13 protein-coding genes and 1 tRNA gene are annotated in these 14511 nt (G+C 68.1%); 10 read left to right on the forward strand and 4 right to left on the reverse strand.

Annotation, left to right across the window (positions count from 1 at the left end; genetic code table 11):
* Together QH168_RS03905 and QH168_RS03910 are read right to left on the reverse strand one after the other, a co-directional pair.
* On the reverse strand, nt 1–354 hold a 354-nt coding region (locus tag QH168_RS03905), incomplete at its 3' end, for a DUF4440 domain-containing protein (protein ID WP_280233009.1).
* A gap of 98 nt (nt 355–452) precedes the next feature.
* On the reverse strand, nt 453–848 hold the full coding sequence (locus QH168_RS03910) for a VOC family protein (protein WP_280233143.1): 396 nt from the start codon (nt 846–848) through the stop codon (nt 453–455).
* Nucleotides 849–1091: 243 nt separating this feature from the next.
* Here QH168_RS03910 and dapB point away from each other — a divergent pair, with 243 nt between their 5' ends.
* The 7 genes from dapB (at nt 1092) to QH168_RS03945 (ending at nt 7305) form a co-directional block, all read left to right on the forward strand.
* A complete protein-coding gene (gene dapB, locus QH168_RS03915) occupies nt 1092–1844 on the forward strand; it encodes a 4-hydroxy-tetrahydrodipicolinate reductase (protein WP_280233010.1) in 753 nt (250 codons plus the stop codon).
* Nucleotides 1845–1909: 65 nt separating this feature from the next.
* Nucleotides 1910–2356 (forward strand): hypothetical protein, encoded by a 447-nt coding sequence (locus QH168_RS03920; RefSeq protein ID WP_280233144.1) that lies wholly within the window; start codon nt 1910–1912, stop codon nt 2354–2356.
* Nucleotides 2357–2380: 24 nt separating this feature from the next.
* A complete protein-coding gene (locus QH168_RS03925; protein WP_280233011.1) occupies nt 2381–2833 on the forward strand; it encodes a flavodoxin family protein in 453 nt (150 codons plus the stop codon).
* Nucleotides 2834–2987: 154 nt separating this feature from the next.
* Nucleotides 2988–3689 carry a response regulator transcription factor gene (locus QH168_RS03930; protein WP_432421028.1) on the forward strand — a complete coding sequence of 234 codons (702 nt, stop codon included), beginning with the start codon at nt 2988–2990 and terminating at the stop codon, nt 3687–3689.
* Nucleotides 3653–4975: an ATP-binding protein gene (locus tag QH168_RS03935; RefSeq protein ID WP_280233012.1), complete on the forward strand. Its 1323-nt coding sequence runs from the start codon at nt 3653–3655 to the stop codon at nt 4973–4975. The genes QH168_RS03930 and QH168_RS03935 overlap by 37 nt, the downstream gene beginning before the upstream one ends.
* Nucleotides 4968–5987: a hypothetical protein gene (locus QH168_RS03940; protein ID WP_280233013.1), complete on the forward strand. Its 1020-nt coding sequence runs from the start codon at nt 4968–4970 to the stop codon at nt 5985–5987. The genes QH168_RS03935 and QH168_RS03940 overlap by 8 nt, the downstream gene beginning before the upstream one ends.
* A 106-nt stretch (nt 5988–6093) precedes the next feature.
* On the forward strand, nt 6094–7305 hold the full coding sequence (locus QH168_RS03945; protein WP_280233014.1) for a winged helix-turn-helix domain-containing protein: 1212 nt from the start codon (nt 6094–6096) through the stop codon (nt 7303–7305).
* A 290-nt stretch (nt 7306–7595) separates the two neighbouring features.
* On the opposite strand, the gene QH168_RS03950 is transcribed toward QH168_RS03945, so the two are convergent.
* Nucleotides 7596–8099 (reverse strand): hypothetical protein, encoded by a 504-nt coding sequence (locus QH168_RS03950; RefSeq protein WP_280233016.1) that lies wholly within the window; start codon nt 8097–8099, stop codon nt 7596–7598.
* Nucleotides 8100–8307: 208 nt separating this feature from the next.
* Between QH168_RS03950 and dapA the strand changes: the two genes are divergently transcribed.
* The 3 genes from dapA to QH168_RS03965 all read left to right on the forward strand — a co-directional run bounded on the left by dapA (nt 8308) and on the right by QH168_RS03965 (nt 14087).
* The gene (gene dapA, locus QH168_RS03955) at nt 8308–9231 is read left to right on the forward strand and encodes a 4-hydroxy-tetrahydrodipicolinate synthase (protein WP_280233017.1); all 924 of its coding nucleotides are present in this window, start codon (nt 8308–8310) and stop codon (nt 9229–9231) included.
* Entirely contained in the window at nt 9228–11240 is a 2013-nt protein-coding gene (locus QH168_RS03960) for a ribonuclease J (RefSeq protein WP_280233018.1), read from the forward strand. The genes dapA and QH168_RS03960 overlap by 4 nt, the downstream gene beginning before the upstream one ends.
* Before the next feature lie 222 nt (nt 11241–11462).
* Nucleotides 11463–14087 carry a DNA translocase FtsK gene (locus QH168_RS03965; RefSeq protein WP_280233019.1) on the forward strand — a complete coding sequence of 875 codons (2625 nt, stop codon included), beginning with the start codon at nt 11463–11465 and terminating at the stop codon, nt 14085–14087.
* A gap of 112 nt (nt 14088–14199) precedes the next feature.
* Here the strand turns inward: QH168_RS03965 and QH168_RS03970 are convergent.
* Nucleotides 14200–14282, reverse strand: a tRNA-Tyr gene (locus tag QH168_RS03970).
* Nucleotides 14283–14511: the final 229 nt, after the last annotated feature.

The raw sequence follows: 14511 nt of genomic DNA on the forward strand, positions 1-14511 counted from the left end.
GTCGTAGATGGCCATACCGGCGGTCACCTGACGGGCCGACCCCCTAGTATGCGTGGTCGCTCGGGGGTGGGGGGGCGATCCCAGGAAGCGCACCACCGCCAGATCCGATTTCTCGGTCAGGATCTCGAATTCGGTGATGTCGATACGCAGATCCGATTGCGCATTGCGCGCGCCGCGGAGTCCGGCGAGTAATTCCTCGCGACGCAATTTCTCACCCGAGGTGGTCACCATCGAGAAGGAGTCGTGTTGGGCCGACGCGAATCGTTCGAATACCGAATCGGAGGCCGCTGATCCGAGCCATTCGGCCAGATCTGCGTGTAGGTCGATCACTGCGTCGCGTAGGTCGGCGTTCATCGGTGGTCCATTTCGTTTCAACGGTCGAACCGTGTGCTGCGGCGGCGACGGGGGAGCCCGGGGTGTGCCGTACGCACAACCCCGGGCTCCCGGAAGGGTTACTGCGGCCAGCCGCCGTACGGGACGGTGATCAGCTCCAGATAGTGCCCGCTGGGGTCGAGGAAGTAGATGCCTCGACCACCGTCATTGTGGTTGATCTGCCCCGCGTCCTGCTGGCGCGGGTCGGCCCAGTACTCCAGCCCGTAGCGCTGGATCTTGTCGTAGGCCGCGTCGAACTCGGCCTCCGATACCAGGAACGCGTAATGCTGGGGCTGGATGTCGGTGATGTGCGGTGGAACATTCGCGAAATCGAACGCGACGCCGTTACCGGTGGTGACCGGAATGAACGGACCCCATTCGGTTCCGATGTCCACACCCAGAATGTCCGCCCAGAATTCGGCGGAAACCCGATTGTCCTTGCATCCGACAATGGTGTGATTGAACTGTACTGACAGGGGATTTCTCCTCGAGTAGTGACGGTCCCGACCCCGGGCTCGGTACAAGGCGGCCAACGGGAGCACCGTCACGAGAAGCCACATTAGCGTCGGTTCCGTACCACTGCCAACCCCCCGATTTCGATTGCGGCACGGCCGCATCGCGCGAATGTGACCGGGCCCGCAGGTGGGCGCGCCGACCGCGCCGCGTCCGAACGTTAGGCTCGGCGGACAAGATCCGGACGAGAAGTAGGGAGATCAATCGTGACCGCACCGATTCGGGTGGGTGTGCTCGGCGCGCAGGGCAAGGTCGGACAGGCGATCTGCGCGGCGGTCGAGGCCGCCGCCGATCTGGAGCTGGTCGCGAGCGTCGACAAGGGTGATCCGCTGGCGCAGTTCCTGGAGACCGGCACCCAGGTCGTGGTCGACTTCACCCACCCCGACGTGGTGATGGGCAACCTGAAGTTCCTCGTCGAACACGGTATCCACGCTGTCGTCGGCACCACCGGCTTCGACGCGGCCCGCCTCGACGAAGTACGCGGCTGGTTGGCCGGAAAACCGCAGGTCGGTGTGCTGATCGCACCGAACTTCGCGATCGGTGCGGTGCTGTCGATGCGGTTCGCCGAGCAGGCGGCGCGGTTCTTCGAATCCGTCGAGGTCATCGAGCTGCATCATCCGAACAAGGCCGATGCGCCCTCGGGCACCGCCTACCGCACCGCCGGGCTGATCGCCGAGGCCAGGCAGCAGGCGGGTGTCGGCCGCAGCCCCGACGCCACCAGCACCGAACTCGAGGGCGCGCGCGGCGCCGACGTCGACGGTGTGCGGGTGCATTCGGTGCGCCTGGCCGGGCTCGTCGCGCATCAGGAGGTGCTGTTCGGTACCCAGGGCGAGACGCTGACCATTCGGCACGATTCGATCGACCGGTCCTCCTTCGCACCCGGTGTGCTGCTCGGAGTCCGGCGTATCGCCGACCGTCCCGGACTCACCGTCGGGCTCGATCCGCTGCTCGACCTGTGAGCGCCGAGGATCCGACCGAACCGGCCGGCGCGGGGCCGAGCCGGGACGTCGTCAAGATCATCGCCATGGTGGCGGTGCTCGTACTGGTGCTGATCTTCTACTTCCTGCTGCTCGGCCGGATCGCGATCGGCCTGATCGGTTCCGGTGAGGTCGCCGCCGTCGCCATCGGGATCGGTGTGCTGATCCTGCCGTTGCTCGGTGTCTGGATCGTGTACGCCACCGTCCGCGCCGCCCTCGCGCACCAGCATCTGGCCCGACGCATCCACGACGAAGACCTCGAACTGGACGTCTCGGAACTCCCGCGGCGCCCATCGGGCCGAATCGAGCGCGCCGCCGCCGACGAGCTGTTCCTGAAGGTCAAACAGGAATGGGAAGCCGACCCCGACGACTGGCGCGTCTCCTACCGCCTCGCCCGCGCCTACGACTACGCGGGCGACCGCGGCCGAGCCAGAGCCACCATGCGCCGCGCGGTGGAACTGGAACGACACGAACGCGAGCAACACGGGCGATAACCACCCCGAGCTACCCTCATCGACGTGCCGCGCCTCCTGATCATCCACCACACCCCGTCACCGTTCACCCAGGCGATGTTCGAGTCCGTGGTCTCCGGTGCGACCGCCCCCGAAATCGAAGGCGTAGAAGTCGTCCGCCGAGCAGCCCTCGCCGTCTCGCCGACCGACGTCCTGGCCGCCGACGCCTACCTACTCGGCACCCCGGCCAACCTCGGCTACATGAGCGGCGCCCTCAAACACGCATTCGACGTCATCTACTACCCCTGCCTCGACTCGACCCGCAGCCGCCCGTTCGGTCTCTACCTCCACGGCAACGAAGGCACCGAAGGAGCGGAGAAGGCCGTCACCTCCATCACCACCGGGCTGGGCTGGGTGAAAGCCGCCGACTACGTGGTGGTTTCGGGCAAGCCGACCAAAGAAGATCTCGAAGCGTGCTGGGAACTCGGCGCAACCGTGGCCGCTCAGCTCATGGAATGAGCCCGTGGTGATCGCGTCCTCCGATGAACGTCGATCCTGAGCGGCACCGCTCTCGACGCGCCCCCGATTATTGGTGGCTGACCATGTGTGGGTTCGGCGGGCATACTGCTGGGAGTACCAATTGGGCGGTCCGCGGTGGGCCGGGTTGCTCGGGATGGGAGTTGTCGAGGTGATGTCGGCCGAAGGGGTTGCGAACGCACCACGCCGGATAGGGCTGGTCGAGGACCACGAGTCGGTGGCGATCGGCTTGGCGGCGATGCTCGCGCCACATCCCGATCTCGACCTGGTGGCGACCGCGGGTACGGTCGCCGAGCTGCTGGCCGATCCCGCGGTGGCCGATCCGGTGGATCTGGTGGTGCTGGATCTGCGTCTCGCTGATGGATCCACCCCCGAGGACAATGTGCGTGCGCTGCGGGAGCGCGGTATGGAGGTGTTGGTGTTCACCGGTGCCGACAATGCCTTCCTGGTGCGTTCGGCCGCGCGCGCCGGTGTGCTCGGGGTGGTGCGCAAATCCGAGGATGTGCCGACGGTGGTGGCCGCGGTGCGCCGCGCCGCCTCCGGTGAACAGGTCGTCACCACCGATTGGGCCGCCGCCATCGACGGCGACCCGCAGCTGTCCAGCGTGGGATTGAGCCCGCGCCAGGAAGAAGTGCTCACCCTCTACGCGTCGGGGGAGAAGGCGTCGCGGGTGGCGCGGCTGACCGGGTTGTCGGAACAGACCGTCAACGACTATCTGGGCCGGATCCGGCAGAAGTACTCCGATGCGGGTCGGCCCGCACCGACCAAGACGGATCTGTACAAGCGTGCGGTGGAGGACGGATGGCTGCCGGTCCCCGAGCGGCATCCTCGCCCGTGATCGCGTCCGGCGTGCTGGAGACACCGCCGACCACGCCCGCCACCCCGCTCGACCGAGTGCGCGCGACCCGATGGTGGCGCGGTCTGGCCTCGGCGTCACGCGATACGGCCGCCGACGGCGCCTCCGAACGCATCCTGCGCCGATTCGGCCTGGTCGTCGGCCTGGCCGGGGTGATCGCCGCACTGGTCGAACTGCCGGAGATCGCCGATCAGAGCCGCGATATCGCCCTGAGTTCCACGATCACCGCGGTCGTGCTGGCCTTCGGCATGTTCCCGGTGCTCGCTCTCGTATCGATCGGCGCCCGGCCCCGCACCATTCGCCTGGTCAGTGGCGCCGCGGCGATCAGCTTCCTGGCGGCGATGGTGGTGATCCTGCTGGCCTACTCCCAGCCCACCGAGGCCGTCGGCTCGGTCTGGGTCTATCGCGTGCTCGCCCTCGGCGTGCTCGCCGCCGCGCTGGCCTGGCCCACCGGGCCCGCGATCGGCTATCTGTTCGTCGGATCGGCACTGTCGGCCGTGGTGAATCTTTTCGTGGTGCCGGATGTTTCGCCCTTGACGACGGCGGGCGATTTCGCACGTGCGGCTGGGCTGTGCGCGCTGTTCCTGTGGTGCGTGGTCTACGCCAGGGCCGCCGGCGCTCGGGTAGACCGGGAGTCGGAGGTGGCGAGCAGCCGGGCCGCCGCCGTCGCGGGCGCCGCGGCCCGTGACCGGGAACGGGCCCGATTCGCCGCACTGATCCACGATGCGGTGCTGTCGACTCTGTTGGACGCCTCGCGGGGCGGCACCGAATCGCCGGTACTGCGCCGTCAGGCCGAACGCACCATGGAACAACTCGACGAATCACGTGCCACGAGTACCGATCCGGACCATCTCGACGCGCAGTCGGCCATCGGCTTCCTGCGTTCGGCGGTGCACGAGGTGAACCCTGGCATCGAATTCACCGCACGGCGCACCGCGGGATTCGATGATCTGCGGCTGCCGGTGACTGCCGCGAGCACGATCGCCGCCGCGCTGGCCGAGGCCGCACGCAACAGTCTGCGCCATGCCACGGTGCCGGGCCGGGAGGTGCACCGTAGCGTCACCGTGACGGTCAGCGCCGGCGGTATCCGCACCGAGATGCGCGATGACGGCGCCGGATTCGATCAGAACCTGGTGCCGGTGGACCGGCTCGGTATCTCGGTCAGCATTCTCGGCCGGATGCGTCAGCTCGCCGGTGGCGCCGGATTCGTGGAATCGCAGCCGGGTCACGGCACCACGGTCACGTTGGTGTGGGGTGGCGATGGCTGAGACGAGCACGGACTTCGGATTGCGCGATCTACTCGGCCTGCGCGGCCCCGCGGGCTGGCTGTTTCTCGCCATCCTGGAAGTGACCATCGTGCTGTACATGGTGCGCAACTTCGCCGAGGTGGCCGTCGTACCCGCCACGGCCGCCCTCGTACTGCTGGTGGTGGCCGGTGGGATGGTGCTGATGATCCCGGTGGATCCGCTGCCGTGGCAGGCCACCACCTACATCGTCATCGCCGGGCCGCTGGCGACGGCGCTGACCACTTTCGGCCTGCCGGAACACGCGTCCAGCCAGGTGTGGACGGCGTTCGCGTCGTCGTATGTGCTGGCGGTGCTCGTGCTGCGCGGCCGAATGGGCGCGGCATGGCTCGGTGTCGCGGGGGTGGCCGCGGTGGTCGCCGTCGTCGGCGCTGTCGCCGGACTGTCTGCGGGGGTGATCGTCGGCTCGATCGTGCCGGTGGCGACCGTTGCGGGAGTGTCGGTGTGCGCGCTGATCATGCGGCCCACCCAGCGTTCACTGCGGCTACTGCGTGAAGAGGCCACCATGCGTGCGGCCGCCGAGGCCACCATGGCGGCCGAGAACGGTGAGCGCGACCGTCAGCTGGCCCGGCTGGACAAGGTGGCGCGGCCGATCCTGGAACGTATCGCCGACGGCGTGGAACTCACCCCTTTCGAACGGGAGCAATGCCGGTTGCTGGAGGCCGAACTGCGTGACGGGCTGCGCGCGCCCCAACTCGCCACCGACGAACTCAACAGCGCCGCGCGGGGTGCGCGCTCGCGCGGCGTCGAGGTGGTGTTGCTCGACGACGGCGGCTTCGACGGGGTGCCGCGTTCGGTGCGCCGCCGCGTCATCGAGGCGGCCACCAGGGAGTTGGACGCGGCCAACGCGGGATCGGTCACCGTGCGCATCCTGCCGACCGGTCGCCGCATCCTCGCGACCGTGCTGGCGAACGCACCGGAGCAGGATCGGCGGACGGAAATCGATCTATCGGGTGCGGTGTCCGTCTCCACTTGATCGCGACCGGCGTCGGTGGTGGACGACGGAGGATGAGCGCCCGACGTCGTCCGGCGACAGGCACGCACGGTCGGTATCTGTCGTACCTCCATGGCAGGGTGCGGGTATGCGGACGATGAGTGCGGCGGTGGCCCGCCGAACGGTGCTGGCGGCACAGGGCTTCGGTCGGCCGAAGCCTGCGAAGACGACCCGACGGACCGTGCTCGGCGTGCTGGGCAGAACTCAACTGCTGCAATTGGATTCGGTCTCGGCGGTGGTCCGCGCGCATTACGCGCCCGTGTTCAGCCGGATCGGCGGCTACGATCGCGCACTGCTCGACGAAGCCACCTGGCACACCGGCACCCGGCGCCCGCGCGCCCTGGTCGAGTACTGGGCGCACGAGGCGGCGCTGATCCCGGTCGAGGACTGGCCGTTGATGCGCTGGCGCATGGAGCGTTACCGGCACGGCCGCTGGGGTGGTGCGCGGGCGGTGCTCGAGCGCAATCCGACGCTGGGCAAGGACATCCTCGATGTCATCGCCGAGGTCGGTGCGGCCAGCGCCGGAGAGGTGGAACGTCATCTGGAGCTGGACAAACCACGCCCGCCGGGTTCTTGGTGGAACCTCAGCGACACCAAGATGATCTGCGAACAACTCTTCGCCGCCGGTGAGCTGTCGGTGGGCCGCCGAGTCGGCTTCGCCCGCCACTACGACCTGGCCGAGCGGGTACTGCCCGCCGAGGTGTTCGCCCGGTCGGTGCCCGAGCCGGAGGCCATCCGGGAACTGGTGCTGCGCGCGGCCACCGCGCTGGGAGTCGCCACCGAACCCGACCTGCGTGACTACTACCGGCTGGGCAGTGCGCAGACCAGGCCCGCCATCGCCGAACTCGTCGACGCGGGCGAGCTGACACCGGTCGAGGTCGCCGAATGGGGCGCACCCGCCTACCTGCGCTCCGGTGCGGTGACCCCACGCAAGCTCGACGGCGCCGCCCTGCTGTGCCCGTTCGACCCGCTGATCTTCTTCCGCGCCCGCACCGAACGGATCTTCGGCTTCCACTACCGGATCGAGATCTACACCCCCGAACCCAAGCGGGTGCACGGCTACTACGTGTTCCCCTTCCTGCTGGACGGCGAACTCGTCGGACGCGTGGACCTGCGCGCCGAACGCGGCACCGGCCGACTGCTGGTCCCGGCCGCGTTCGCCGAACCCGGCCGCTGCGACACGCGGACGGCGCAGGCCATGTCGGTGGCGCTGCGGGAGATGGCCGACTGGTTGGCCCTCGATGACATCGTCCTCGGCGATCGCGGCGACCTCATGCCGCTACTGCGCGCGGTGAGCTGACGCCGGGCGAGTCGACGCTTCGTGAGCCGAGTGCGGGCCCGTGCAGTAGACGGCTCGTCGCAGATTCCGGGAGGCGGTCGAACTCTACGGCTGCACCGACGGGGCACTCGGCTCGATGGTCCTCGTGGGCTGGAACCGGTGGCCGTACAGCACCACGGTCATGCTGGTGACGGCGGCCAGCGGTGCGGGTTCCCTGCGCTCGAATCGGGGCGATCCCCGGCGTGACGACGGTGCAAGGGGCTCGGAAGATGAGACCGCGTGGCCGACAGCATCGACGGATCGACGCGGACTCAGGCGGGGTTATCGGTGTCGCGCGCGGAACCGGTGTCGCGCGGGTAGCCGCCGGTATCGCGTTTGGGGCTGCTGCCGTATCCGCGCATCTGGTCTCGCAGCGCGCCCGACACCACCCCCGACATCCACGAGTTCAACGATTGCCCACTCTGTGCCGCGGCCTCCTCGGCGCGCGCTTTCACCTGCTCCACCAGACGCAGCGTGACCCGGCTGATATCGCCGGTCATGTCCTCGATGGTCGGGTGCTCGGATTCCGCGGCGGCGTTCTTGCGCACGTCGACGGTGGCGTCAGCGCCGTCCACCGAGACGTGCACGGTTCGGTCTCCGAGCGCGGTGCTCACCTCCGCGGCCATATCGGACAGGGCCGACAGCAGTACCAGCCGAGTCGAACTCTCCACGGCCGCGGCCAGGGCGGCAGCCGTGGCCTGGGTCTTCTCATCGCCGAGGGCCGCTGCCGCGACCAGATCCGCACGCAATCGGGCGGTGTATTTGTCCAGATCCATGGCACCAGTGTGACGCCATTGGTGATGTCATTCAAGGGTGAATATGACGTCACCATGACGCTATGAGACGGGTATCATGTGCCCGACGTCTCCGAACGGCGACGAGGGTGTCGAGGGTGTGTCCCGGACCGGGTAGCCTTTCTGACCATGACGAACGGTGAATCGACGCCGACACCGCGGTGCGAGGCGCAGGCCCCGAGGCGGCATCATGCGTAACCACCCGGAGCCGGGCAGCGCTGGCGATCCGACCCGACTGCGTGCCTCCGGCACGGTCGGCGTCGCGATGGTGACCCCCTTCAGTGCCGAGGGCAAGCTCGATGTCGACGCCGGTGTCGCGCTGGCCGCGCGCCTGGTCGACCGCGGTGTCGATCTGCTCGCGATCTCCGGCACCACCGGTGAATCGCCGACCACCACCGAATCGGAGAAGGCCGATCTGCTGCGCGCCGTCGTCGACGCCGTCGGCTCGCGCGCCACGGTGATCGCCGGTGCGGGCACCTACGACACCGCGCATTCGGTGGAGCTGGCGCGCAACGCCCAGCGCGCGGGTGCTCATGGTTTGCTGGTGGTGACGCCGTACTACTCGCGGCCCACCCAGGAAGGCTTGATCGCGCATTTCACCGCGGTCGCCGATGCCACCGATCTGCCGGTGACGCTCTACGACATTCCGCCGCGTTCGATCGTGCCGATCGCCTCCGACACCATCCGCCGACTGGCCGAGCATCCGCGTATCGTCGCGGTCAAGGACGCCAAGGGCGATCTCAACGCCGGTGCCGAACTCATCGCCACCACCGGCCTCGACTTCTACTCCGGCGACGACACGCTGAACCTGCCGTGGCTGTCGATCGGTGCGACCGGATTCATCAGTGTCATCGGTCATCTCGTGCCGGAACGCCTGCGTGAACTCGTGGACGCCTACACCTCCGGCGATGTGGTGCGGGCCCGCGAGATCAATGCCGGGCTGGTGCCGTTGAACGCCGCGATGGCCCGCCTCGGCGGTGTCGCGATGTCCAAGGCGAGCCTGCGCCTGCTCGGTATCGAGGTCGGTGAACCGCGATTGCCGCAGCTCATGCCCGGCCCCGATCAGTGCGATCTGCTCAGCGCCGACCTCAGGGCCGCCGGAGTGCTCGGATGACGGCCCCGCTAGGCCGTCGTCCCCGTCGTACCGCCAGCCGCGGTGCCGGTCCCGCCGAACCGCGCCCCCCGCAGCCGCCCGCGCCTGCGCCGGAAAAGCCCGCTGACGCAACGCTTTCTGCGCCGAGTGAGGTCGAGCAACCCGCCGCGGCGGCGCCGACGAAGAAGGCTGCCGCGAAAGCGTCCGCCGCGCCCGCGAAATCGGCCGCGCCCGCCGAATCCCGTGGTGGTCAGTCCGGCTCGCGTAAGCAGGGCGGGCGGTCCCGTCAGGGTGGCCGTGGTCGGGGCGATCAGTCCGCGCCGCCACCGGATCCGCGTGCCGCCGTCGCGCCGCAGGATCGGCTCGGCACGCCGCCGAAGGCACCGCGTAACGGCCTTCGGGTCTTCGCGCTCGGCGGTATCGGCGAAATCGGCCGGAACATGACCGTTTTCGAGTACGGCGGCAAACTGCTCATCGTCGACTGTGGTGTGCTGTTCCCCGAGGATCAGCAGCCCGGCGTCGATCTGATCCTGCCCGACTTCCGCCCGATCGAGGATCGGATGGACGATGTGGTCGCGGTCGTGCTCACCCACGGTCACGAGGACCACATCGGTGCGGTGCCGTTCCTGCTGCGGCTGCGCCCCGACATCCCGGTCGTCGGCTCCAGATTCACCCTCGCACTCGTCGCGGCGAAATGCCGCGAACACCGCCAGCATCCGAAACTGGTGGAGGTCACCGAGGGCCAGCACACCACGCACGGTCCGTTCGGCTGCGAATACTTCGCCGTCAACCATTCGATCCCGGATGCCATCGCCGTCGCGATCCGCACCCCGGCGGGCGTGGCGCTGCATACCGGTGACATCAAGCTGGACCAGCTGCCGCTCGACGGCAGGCTCACCGACCTGGCCGGATTCTCCCGCCTCGGCGACGAAGGCGTCGACCTGTTCCTGGTCGACTCCACCAACGCCGAAGTGCCCGGTTTCGTCACCCCCGAACGCGAGATCGGCGGCGTGCTCGACACGGTGATCGGCAAGGCCAAGGGCCGGGTGATCGTCGCCTCCTTCGCCAGCCATGTGCACCGCATCCAGCAGGTCGTCGATGTGGCCCAGAAGTACGGTCGCCGGATCTGTTTCGTCGGACGGTCGATGGTCCGCAATATGCAGATCGCGCAAGATCTCGGCTATCTGACGGTGCCGGACGGTATCGTCGTCGAACTCGATCAGGCCGCGACCCTGCCCAGCGACAAGCTGGTGCTGATCTCCACCGGATCGCAGGGCGAGCCGCTGTCGGCGCTGTCCCGGATGGCGCGCGGCGACCACCGCCAGATCAATATCAGGGCCGACGATCTGGTGGTGCTGGCCTCCTCGCTGATCCCCGGCAACGAGAACTCGGTCTTCGCCGTGGTCAACGGTCTGGCCCGGCTCGGCGCCTCGGTGATCACCCAGCAGAGCGCGAAGGTGCACGTCTCCGGCCACGCGTCGGCGGGCGAGCTGCTCTACCTGTACAACGCGGTGCGACCCACCAATGCCATGCCCGTACACGGTGAATGGCGGCATCTGCGCGCCAACGCCGCCCTCGCGGTGGCCACCGGCGTCCCGGAGGATCGCGTGGTGCTCGCCGAGGACGGCGTGGTGGTGGATCTGGTCGACGGCATCGCCTCGATCGTCGGCCGGGTGCCGGTCGGGCACGTCTACGTCGACGGGCTCTCGGTCGGCGACGTCGGCGAATCCACGCTGTCGGACCGCCTCGTCCTCGGCGAGGGTGGCTTCATCGCCATCACCGTCGCGATCGACGAGACCACCGGTAAGGCGGTGAGCCCACCGGAGGTGAGCGGTCGCGGGTTCTCCGACGATCCCACCGCACTGTCGGAGGCCGCGCAGCTGGTCGAGTCCGAGCTGCTGCGCCTGGCCGGTGAAGGCATCACCGACACCCATCGCATCGCGCAGGGCGTGCGCCGGGTGGTTGGCCGCTGGGTGGCCGATACCTATCGGCGCCGGCCGATGATCGTGCCGACCGTCATCGGGGTCTGAGACCGGCACGCACTCGCCGAACCCGCCGGATGCCTCGTCGTCCGGCGGGTTTTTCGCTGTCGAGGCGGCGACGGACGCGGTGTGTCGGCGTGTTCCGCGCCGCAACCCGGTGCATGATGAGGACTCATCACCTGGGCATTCGCCCCGCGCCTTCGGAGAAGTTACAGGCGATACCAGTGTTGCGGATGGTCCTGATGGTGCGTTTACGGCTAGCCTGAGTTCATGGCAGGTAAGTCCCGCAGCACCACGACGACACGTGCGCGGGCGGGATCGGCTCGGGGGCGGACAACTGCGGCCTCCTCGCGTTCGGCTACGAACCCATCTCGTTCGACCACTCGCACCGGTTCCGCCGCCCGCGGCCGCACCACGGCGGCCCGCGGCCGCGCCTCCGCCGGACGGGTCAAGGCGGCCGGTCGTAAACCTGCCCGGCGTCGATCCGATACCGCGCCGCTGGCCGTCCTCGGACGCGGGATCAGCAGCGGCTGGAACATGCTCGCGCGTGGCCTCGGCGCCACCACCCGCACCCTGAGCCGCGCCGGCGAGATCGAGCACGGCCACCGTCGCGATGGGATCGCCCTCGGTCTGATCGCGCTCAGCGGCGTGATCGCCGCCGCCGTCTGGCTCTCGGCGGGCGGACCGATCGGACATTTCGTCGAAGACGCCATCCGCGCGGTCTCCGGCTCGGCCTCGGCCGCCCTGCCGTTCGTGGCCGCGGGCATCGCGCTGGTGTTGATGCGCACCGAACCGCATCCGGAGATCCGTCCCCGCCTGGTACTCGGCGGACTGCTCATCGGGCTGCCGCTGCTCGGACTCTGGCATATCGCCGCGGGCGCGCCGACCGACGCGCACGGACGTTCGCGCGCGGCCGGATTCGTCGGGTTCGTGGTCGGTGGCCCGCTCACCGATGGGCTGACCGCGTGGTTGTCGGTGCCGATTCTGTTGCTGGCCATCGTCTTCGGTCTGTTGTTGGTCACCGGGATCACCGTCCGGGAAGTGCCCGAGCTGTTCCGGCACTATTTCGGCACTGCCAGCGGCGGCGACGAATACGACGACTACGACCCCGAATTCGCGTCCGGCGGCTACGACGCCGATGGATTCCCGCTCTCGCGTGGCGGTTCCCGGCGTCGTGGCCGGACCCCGGCCGAGAACTATCCGACCGACGAGTTCGCCGGGTCCGATGCCGTCACCGAGGCGCTGGGCGAACCACCGCTGCGCGATGCCAAACCGATCGCCGAACAGGCGCGGGCCGAGCCGCCGAAGCCCAAGCCGAAACCGAAACCGGCGAAGGCGGTGGATCAGACCCCGCCGCCGCCGAAGGAACCGGAGTTCGTCACCGACCGGGTCATCGAGGGCGATTACACGCTGCCGCCGATGAACCTGCTCACCGATGGTGAACCGCCCAAGAAGCGCAGCGCCGCCAACGAATCGATGATCGAGGCGATCACCGAGGTGCTGGTGCAGTTCAAGATCGACGCCGCCGTCACCGGCTTCGTCCGCGGACCGACGGTCACCCGCTACGAGGTGGAACTCGGCCCCGGTGTGAAGGTCGAGAAGATCACCGCGCTGGCCCGCAATATCGCCTATGCGGTCGCCACCGAGAACGTCCGCCTGCTCGCACCGATCCCGGGCAAATCGGCGGTGGGCATCGAGGTGCCCAACTCCGATCGGGAACTGGTGCGCCTGGCCGATGTCCTCAAGGCGCCCTCCACCCGAAACGACCACCACCCGCTGGTGATCGGCCTCGGTAAGAACATCGAGGGTGAGTTCCTGTCGGCGAATCTGGCCAAGATGCCGCATCTGCTGGTGGCGGGTTCCACCGGTTCCGGTAAGTCGAGCTTCGTGAACTCGATGCTGGTGTCGCTGTTGCAGCGGGCCACCCCGGAGGAGGTCAGGATGATCCTGATCGACCCGAAGATGGTGGAACTGACCCCCTACGAGGGCATTCCGCATCTGATCACCCCCATCATCACCCAGCCGAAGAAGGCGGCCGCGGCGCTGGCCTGGCTGGTGGAAGAGATGGAACAGCGGTATCAGGACATGCAGGCCAACAAGGTCCGCCATATCGACGATTTCAACAAGAAGGTGAAGTCGGGCGCGATCACCGCACCGTTGGGCAGCGAACGCGTCTACCGCCCCTACCCCTACATCCTGGCCATCGTGGACGAACTCGCCGATCTGATGATGACCGCACCGCGTGACGTCGAGGACGCTATCGTGCGGATCACCCAGAAGGCGCGCGCCGCGGGCATTCATCTGGTGCTGGCGACGCAGCGTCCGTCGGTCGATGTGGTGACGGGCCTGATCAAGACCAATGTGCCTTCGCGGCTCGCGTTCGCGACCTCCTCGCTGACCGATTCGCGCGTCATCCTGGATCAGCCGGGTGCGGAGAAGCTCATCGGTATGGGTGACGGCCTGTTCCTGCCGATGGGGGCCGGTAAACCGACCCGGTTGCAGGGCGCCTACATCAGTGATGAAGAGATCCACGCCGTCGTCGAGTTCACCAAGAATCAGGCCGAACCCGAGTACACCGAGGGCGTGACGGCGGCCAAGGCGGGGGAGAAGAAGGATGTCGACCCCGATATCGGCGACGATCTGGACCTGTTCGTGCAGGCGGTGGAGTTGGTGGTCACCTCACAGTTCGGTTCCACCTCGATGCTGCAACGCAAGCTGCGGGTCGGGTTCGCGAAGGCCGGTCGCCTGATGGATCTGATGGAGACGCGCAATGTCGTCGGCCCGAGCGAGGGGTCGAAGGCGCGCGATGTGCTGGTGAAACCGGATGAACTCGATGGGCTGCTGTGGTCGATTCGCGGCGGTGGGGACGAGGCGCCCGAGGAGTCGGAGGACTGATTCGGCGGGTTGCGGTTCGGTAGGTTTGCTCTGGCCGATCCGCACTGTCGTGAGGCGTGCGGGATCGGACGAGGAGTGACCTCCGTCGAGGCTTTCCGTGGGCAGGAATGGGTGGCAGCAGGAGGATTCGAACCTCCGATGGCGTAATGCACCTGATTTACAGTCAGGCCCTTTCGTCCACTCGGGCATACTGCCGTCTTTTCGCGTGCTTTCATGGGCACACGAAAAAAAAGGCCATTCCTGGCTTCATCGCCTGGAATGGCCCTGCTGGATCGCGTGGATCGAGCTAGGGGCCGCTCCGGGCGCGCCGATCGGCATACAGCGAGGCCTCGGGCATGCGGAAGCTACCGAGCGGACGTGCGACGCCGAGTCGGCACAACTGCCGCTCGTGAATGCGCTGCGCGTTCATGGCTCGAGCCTTTCG

This window comes from Nocardia cyriacigeorgica, from assembly GCF_029868385.1.
GTDB lineage: Bacteria > Actinomycetota > Actinomycetes > Mycobacteriales > Mycobacteriaceae > Nocardia > Nocardia cyriacigeorgica_F.

Bases quoted from the DNA above. Each gene is read 5' to 3' on its own strand.
- dapA (WP_280233017.1), top strand. From the start codon at position 8,308: ATGCGTAACCACCCGGAGCCGGGCAGCGCTGGCGATCCGACCCGACTG.
- QH168_RS03920 (WP_280233144.1), top strand. From the start codon at position 1,910: ATGGTGGCGGTGCTCGTACTGGTGCTGATCTTCTACTTCCTGCTGCTC.
- QH168_RS03965 (WP_280233019.1), top strand. From the start codon at position 11,463: ATGGCAGGTAAGTCCCGCAGCACCACGACGACACGTGCGCGGGCGGGA.
- QH168_RS03940 (WP_280233013.1), top strand. From the start codon at position 4,968: ATGGCTGAGACGAGCACGGACTTCGGATTGCGCGATCTACTCGGCCTG.
- QH168_RS03945 (WP_280233014.1), top strand. From the start codon at position 6,094: ATGCGGACGATGAGTGCGGCGGTGGCCCGCCGAACGGTGCTGGCGGCA.
- QH168_RS03960 (WP_280233018.1), top strand. From the start codon at position 9,228: ATGACGGCCCCGCTAGGCCGTCGTCCCCGTCGTACCGCCAGCCGCGGT.
- QH168_RS03950 (WP_280233016.1), bottom strand. From the start codon at position 8,099: ATGGATCTGGACAAATACACCGCCCGATTGCGTGCGGATCTGGTCGCG.
- QH168_RS03935 (WP_280233012.1), top strand. From the start codon at position 3,653: ATGGCTGCCGGTCCCCGAGCGGCATCCTCGCCCGTGATCGCGTCCGGC.
- QH168_RS03930 (WP_432421028.1), top strand. From the start codon at position 2,988: ATGGGAGTTGTCGAGGTGATGTCGGCCGAAGGGGTTGCGAACGCACCA.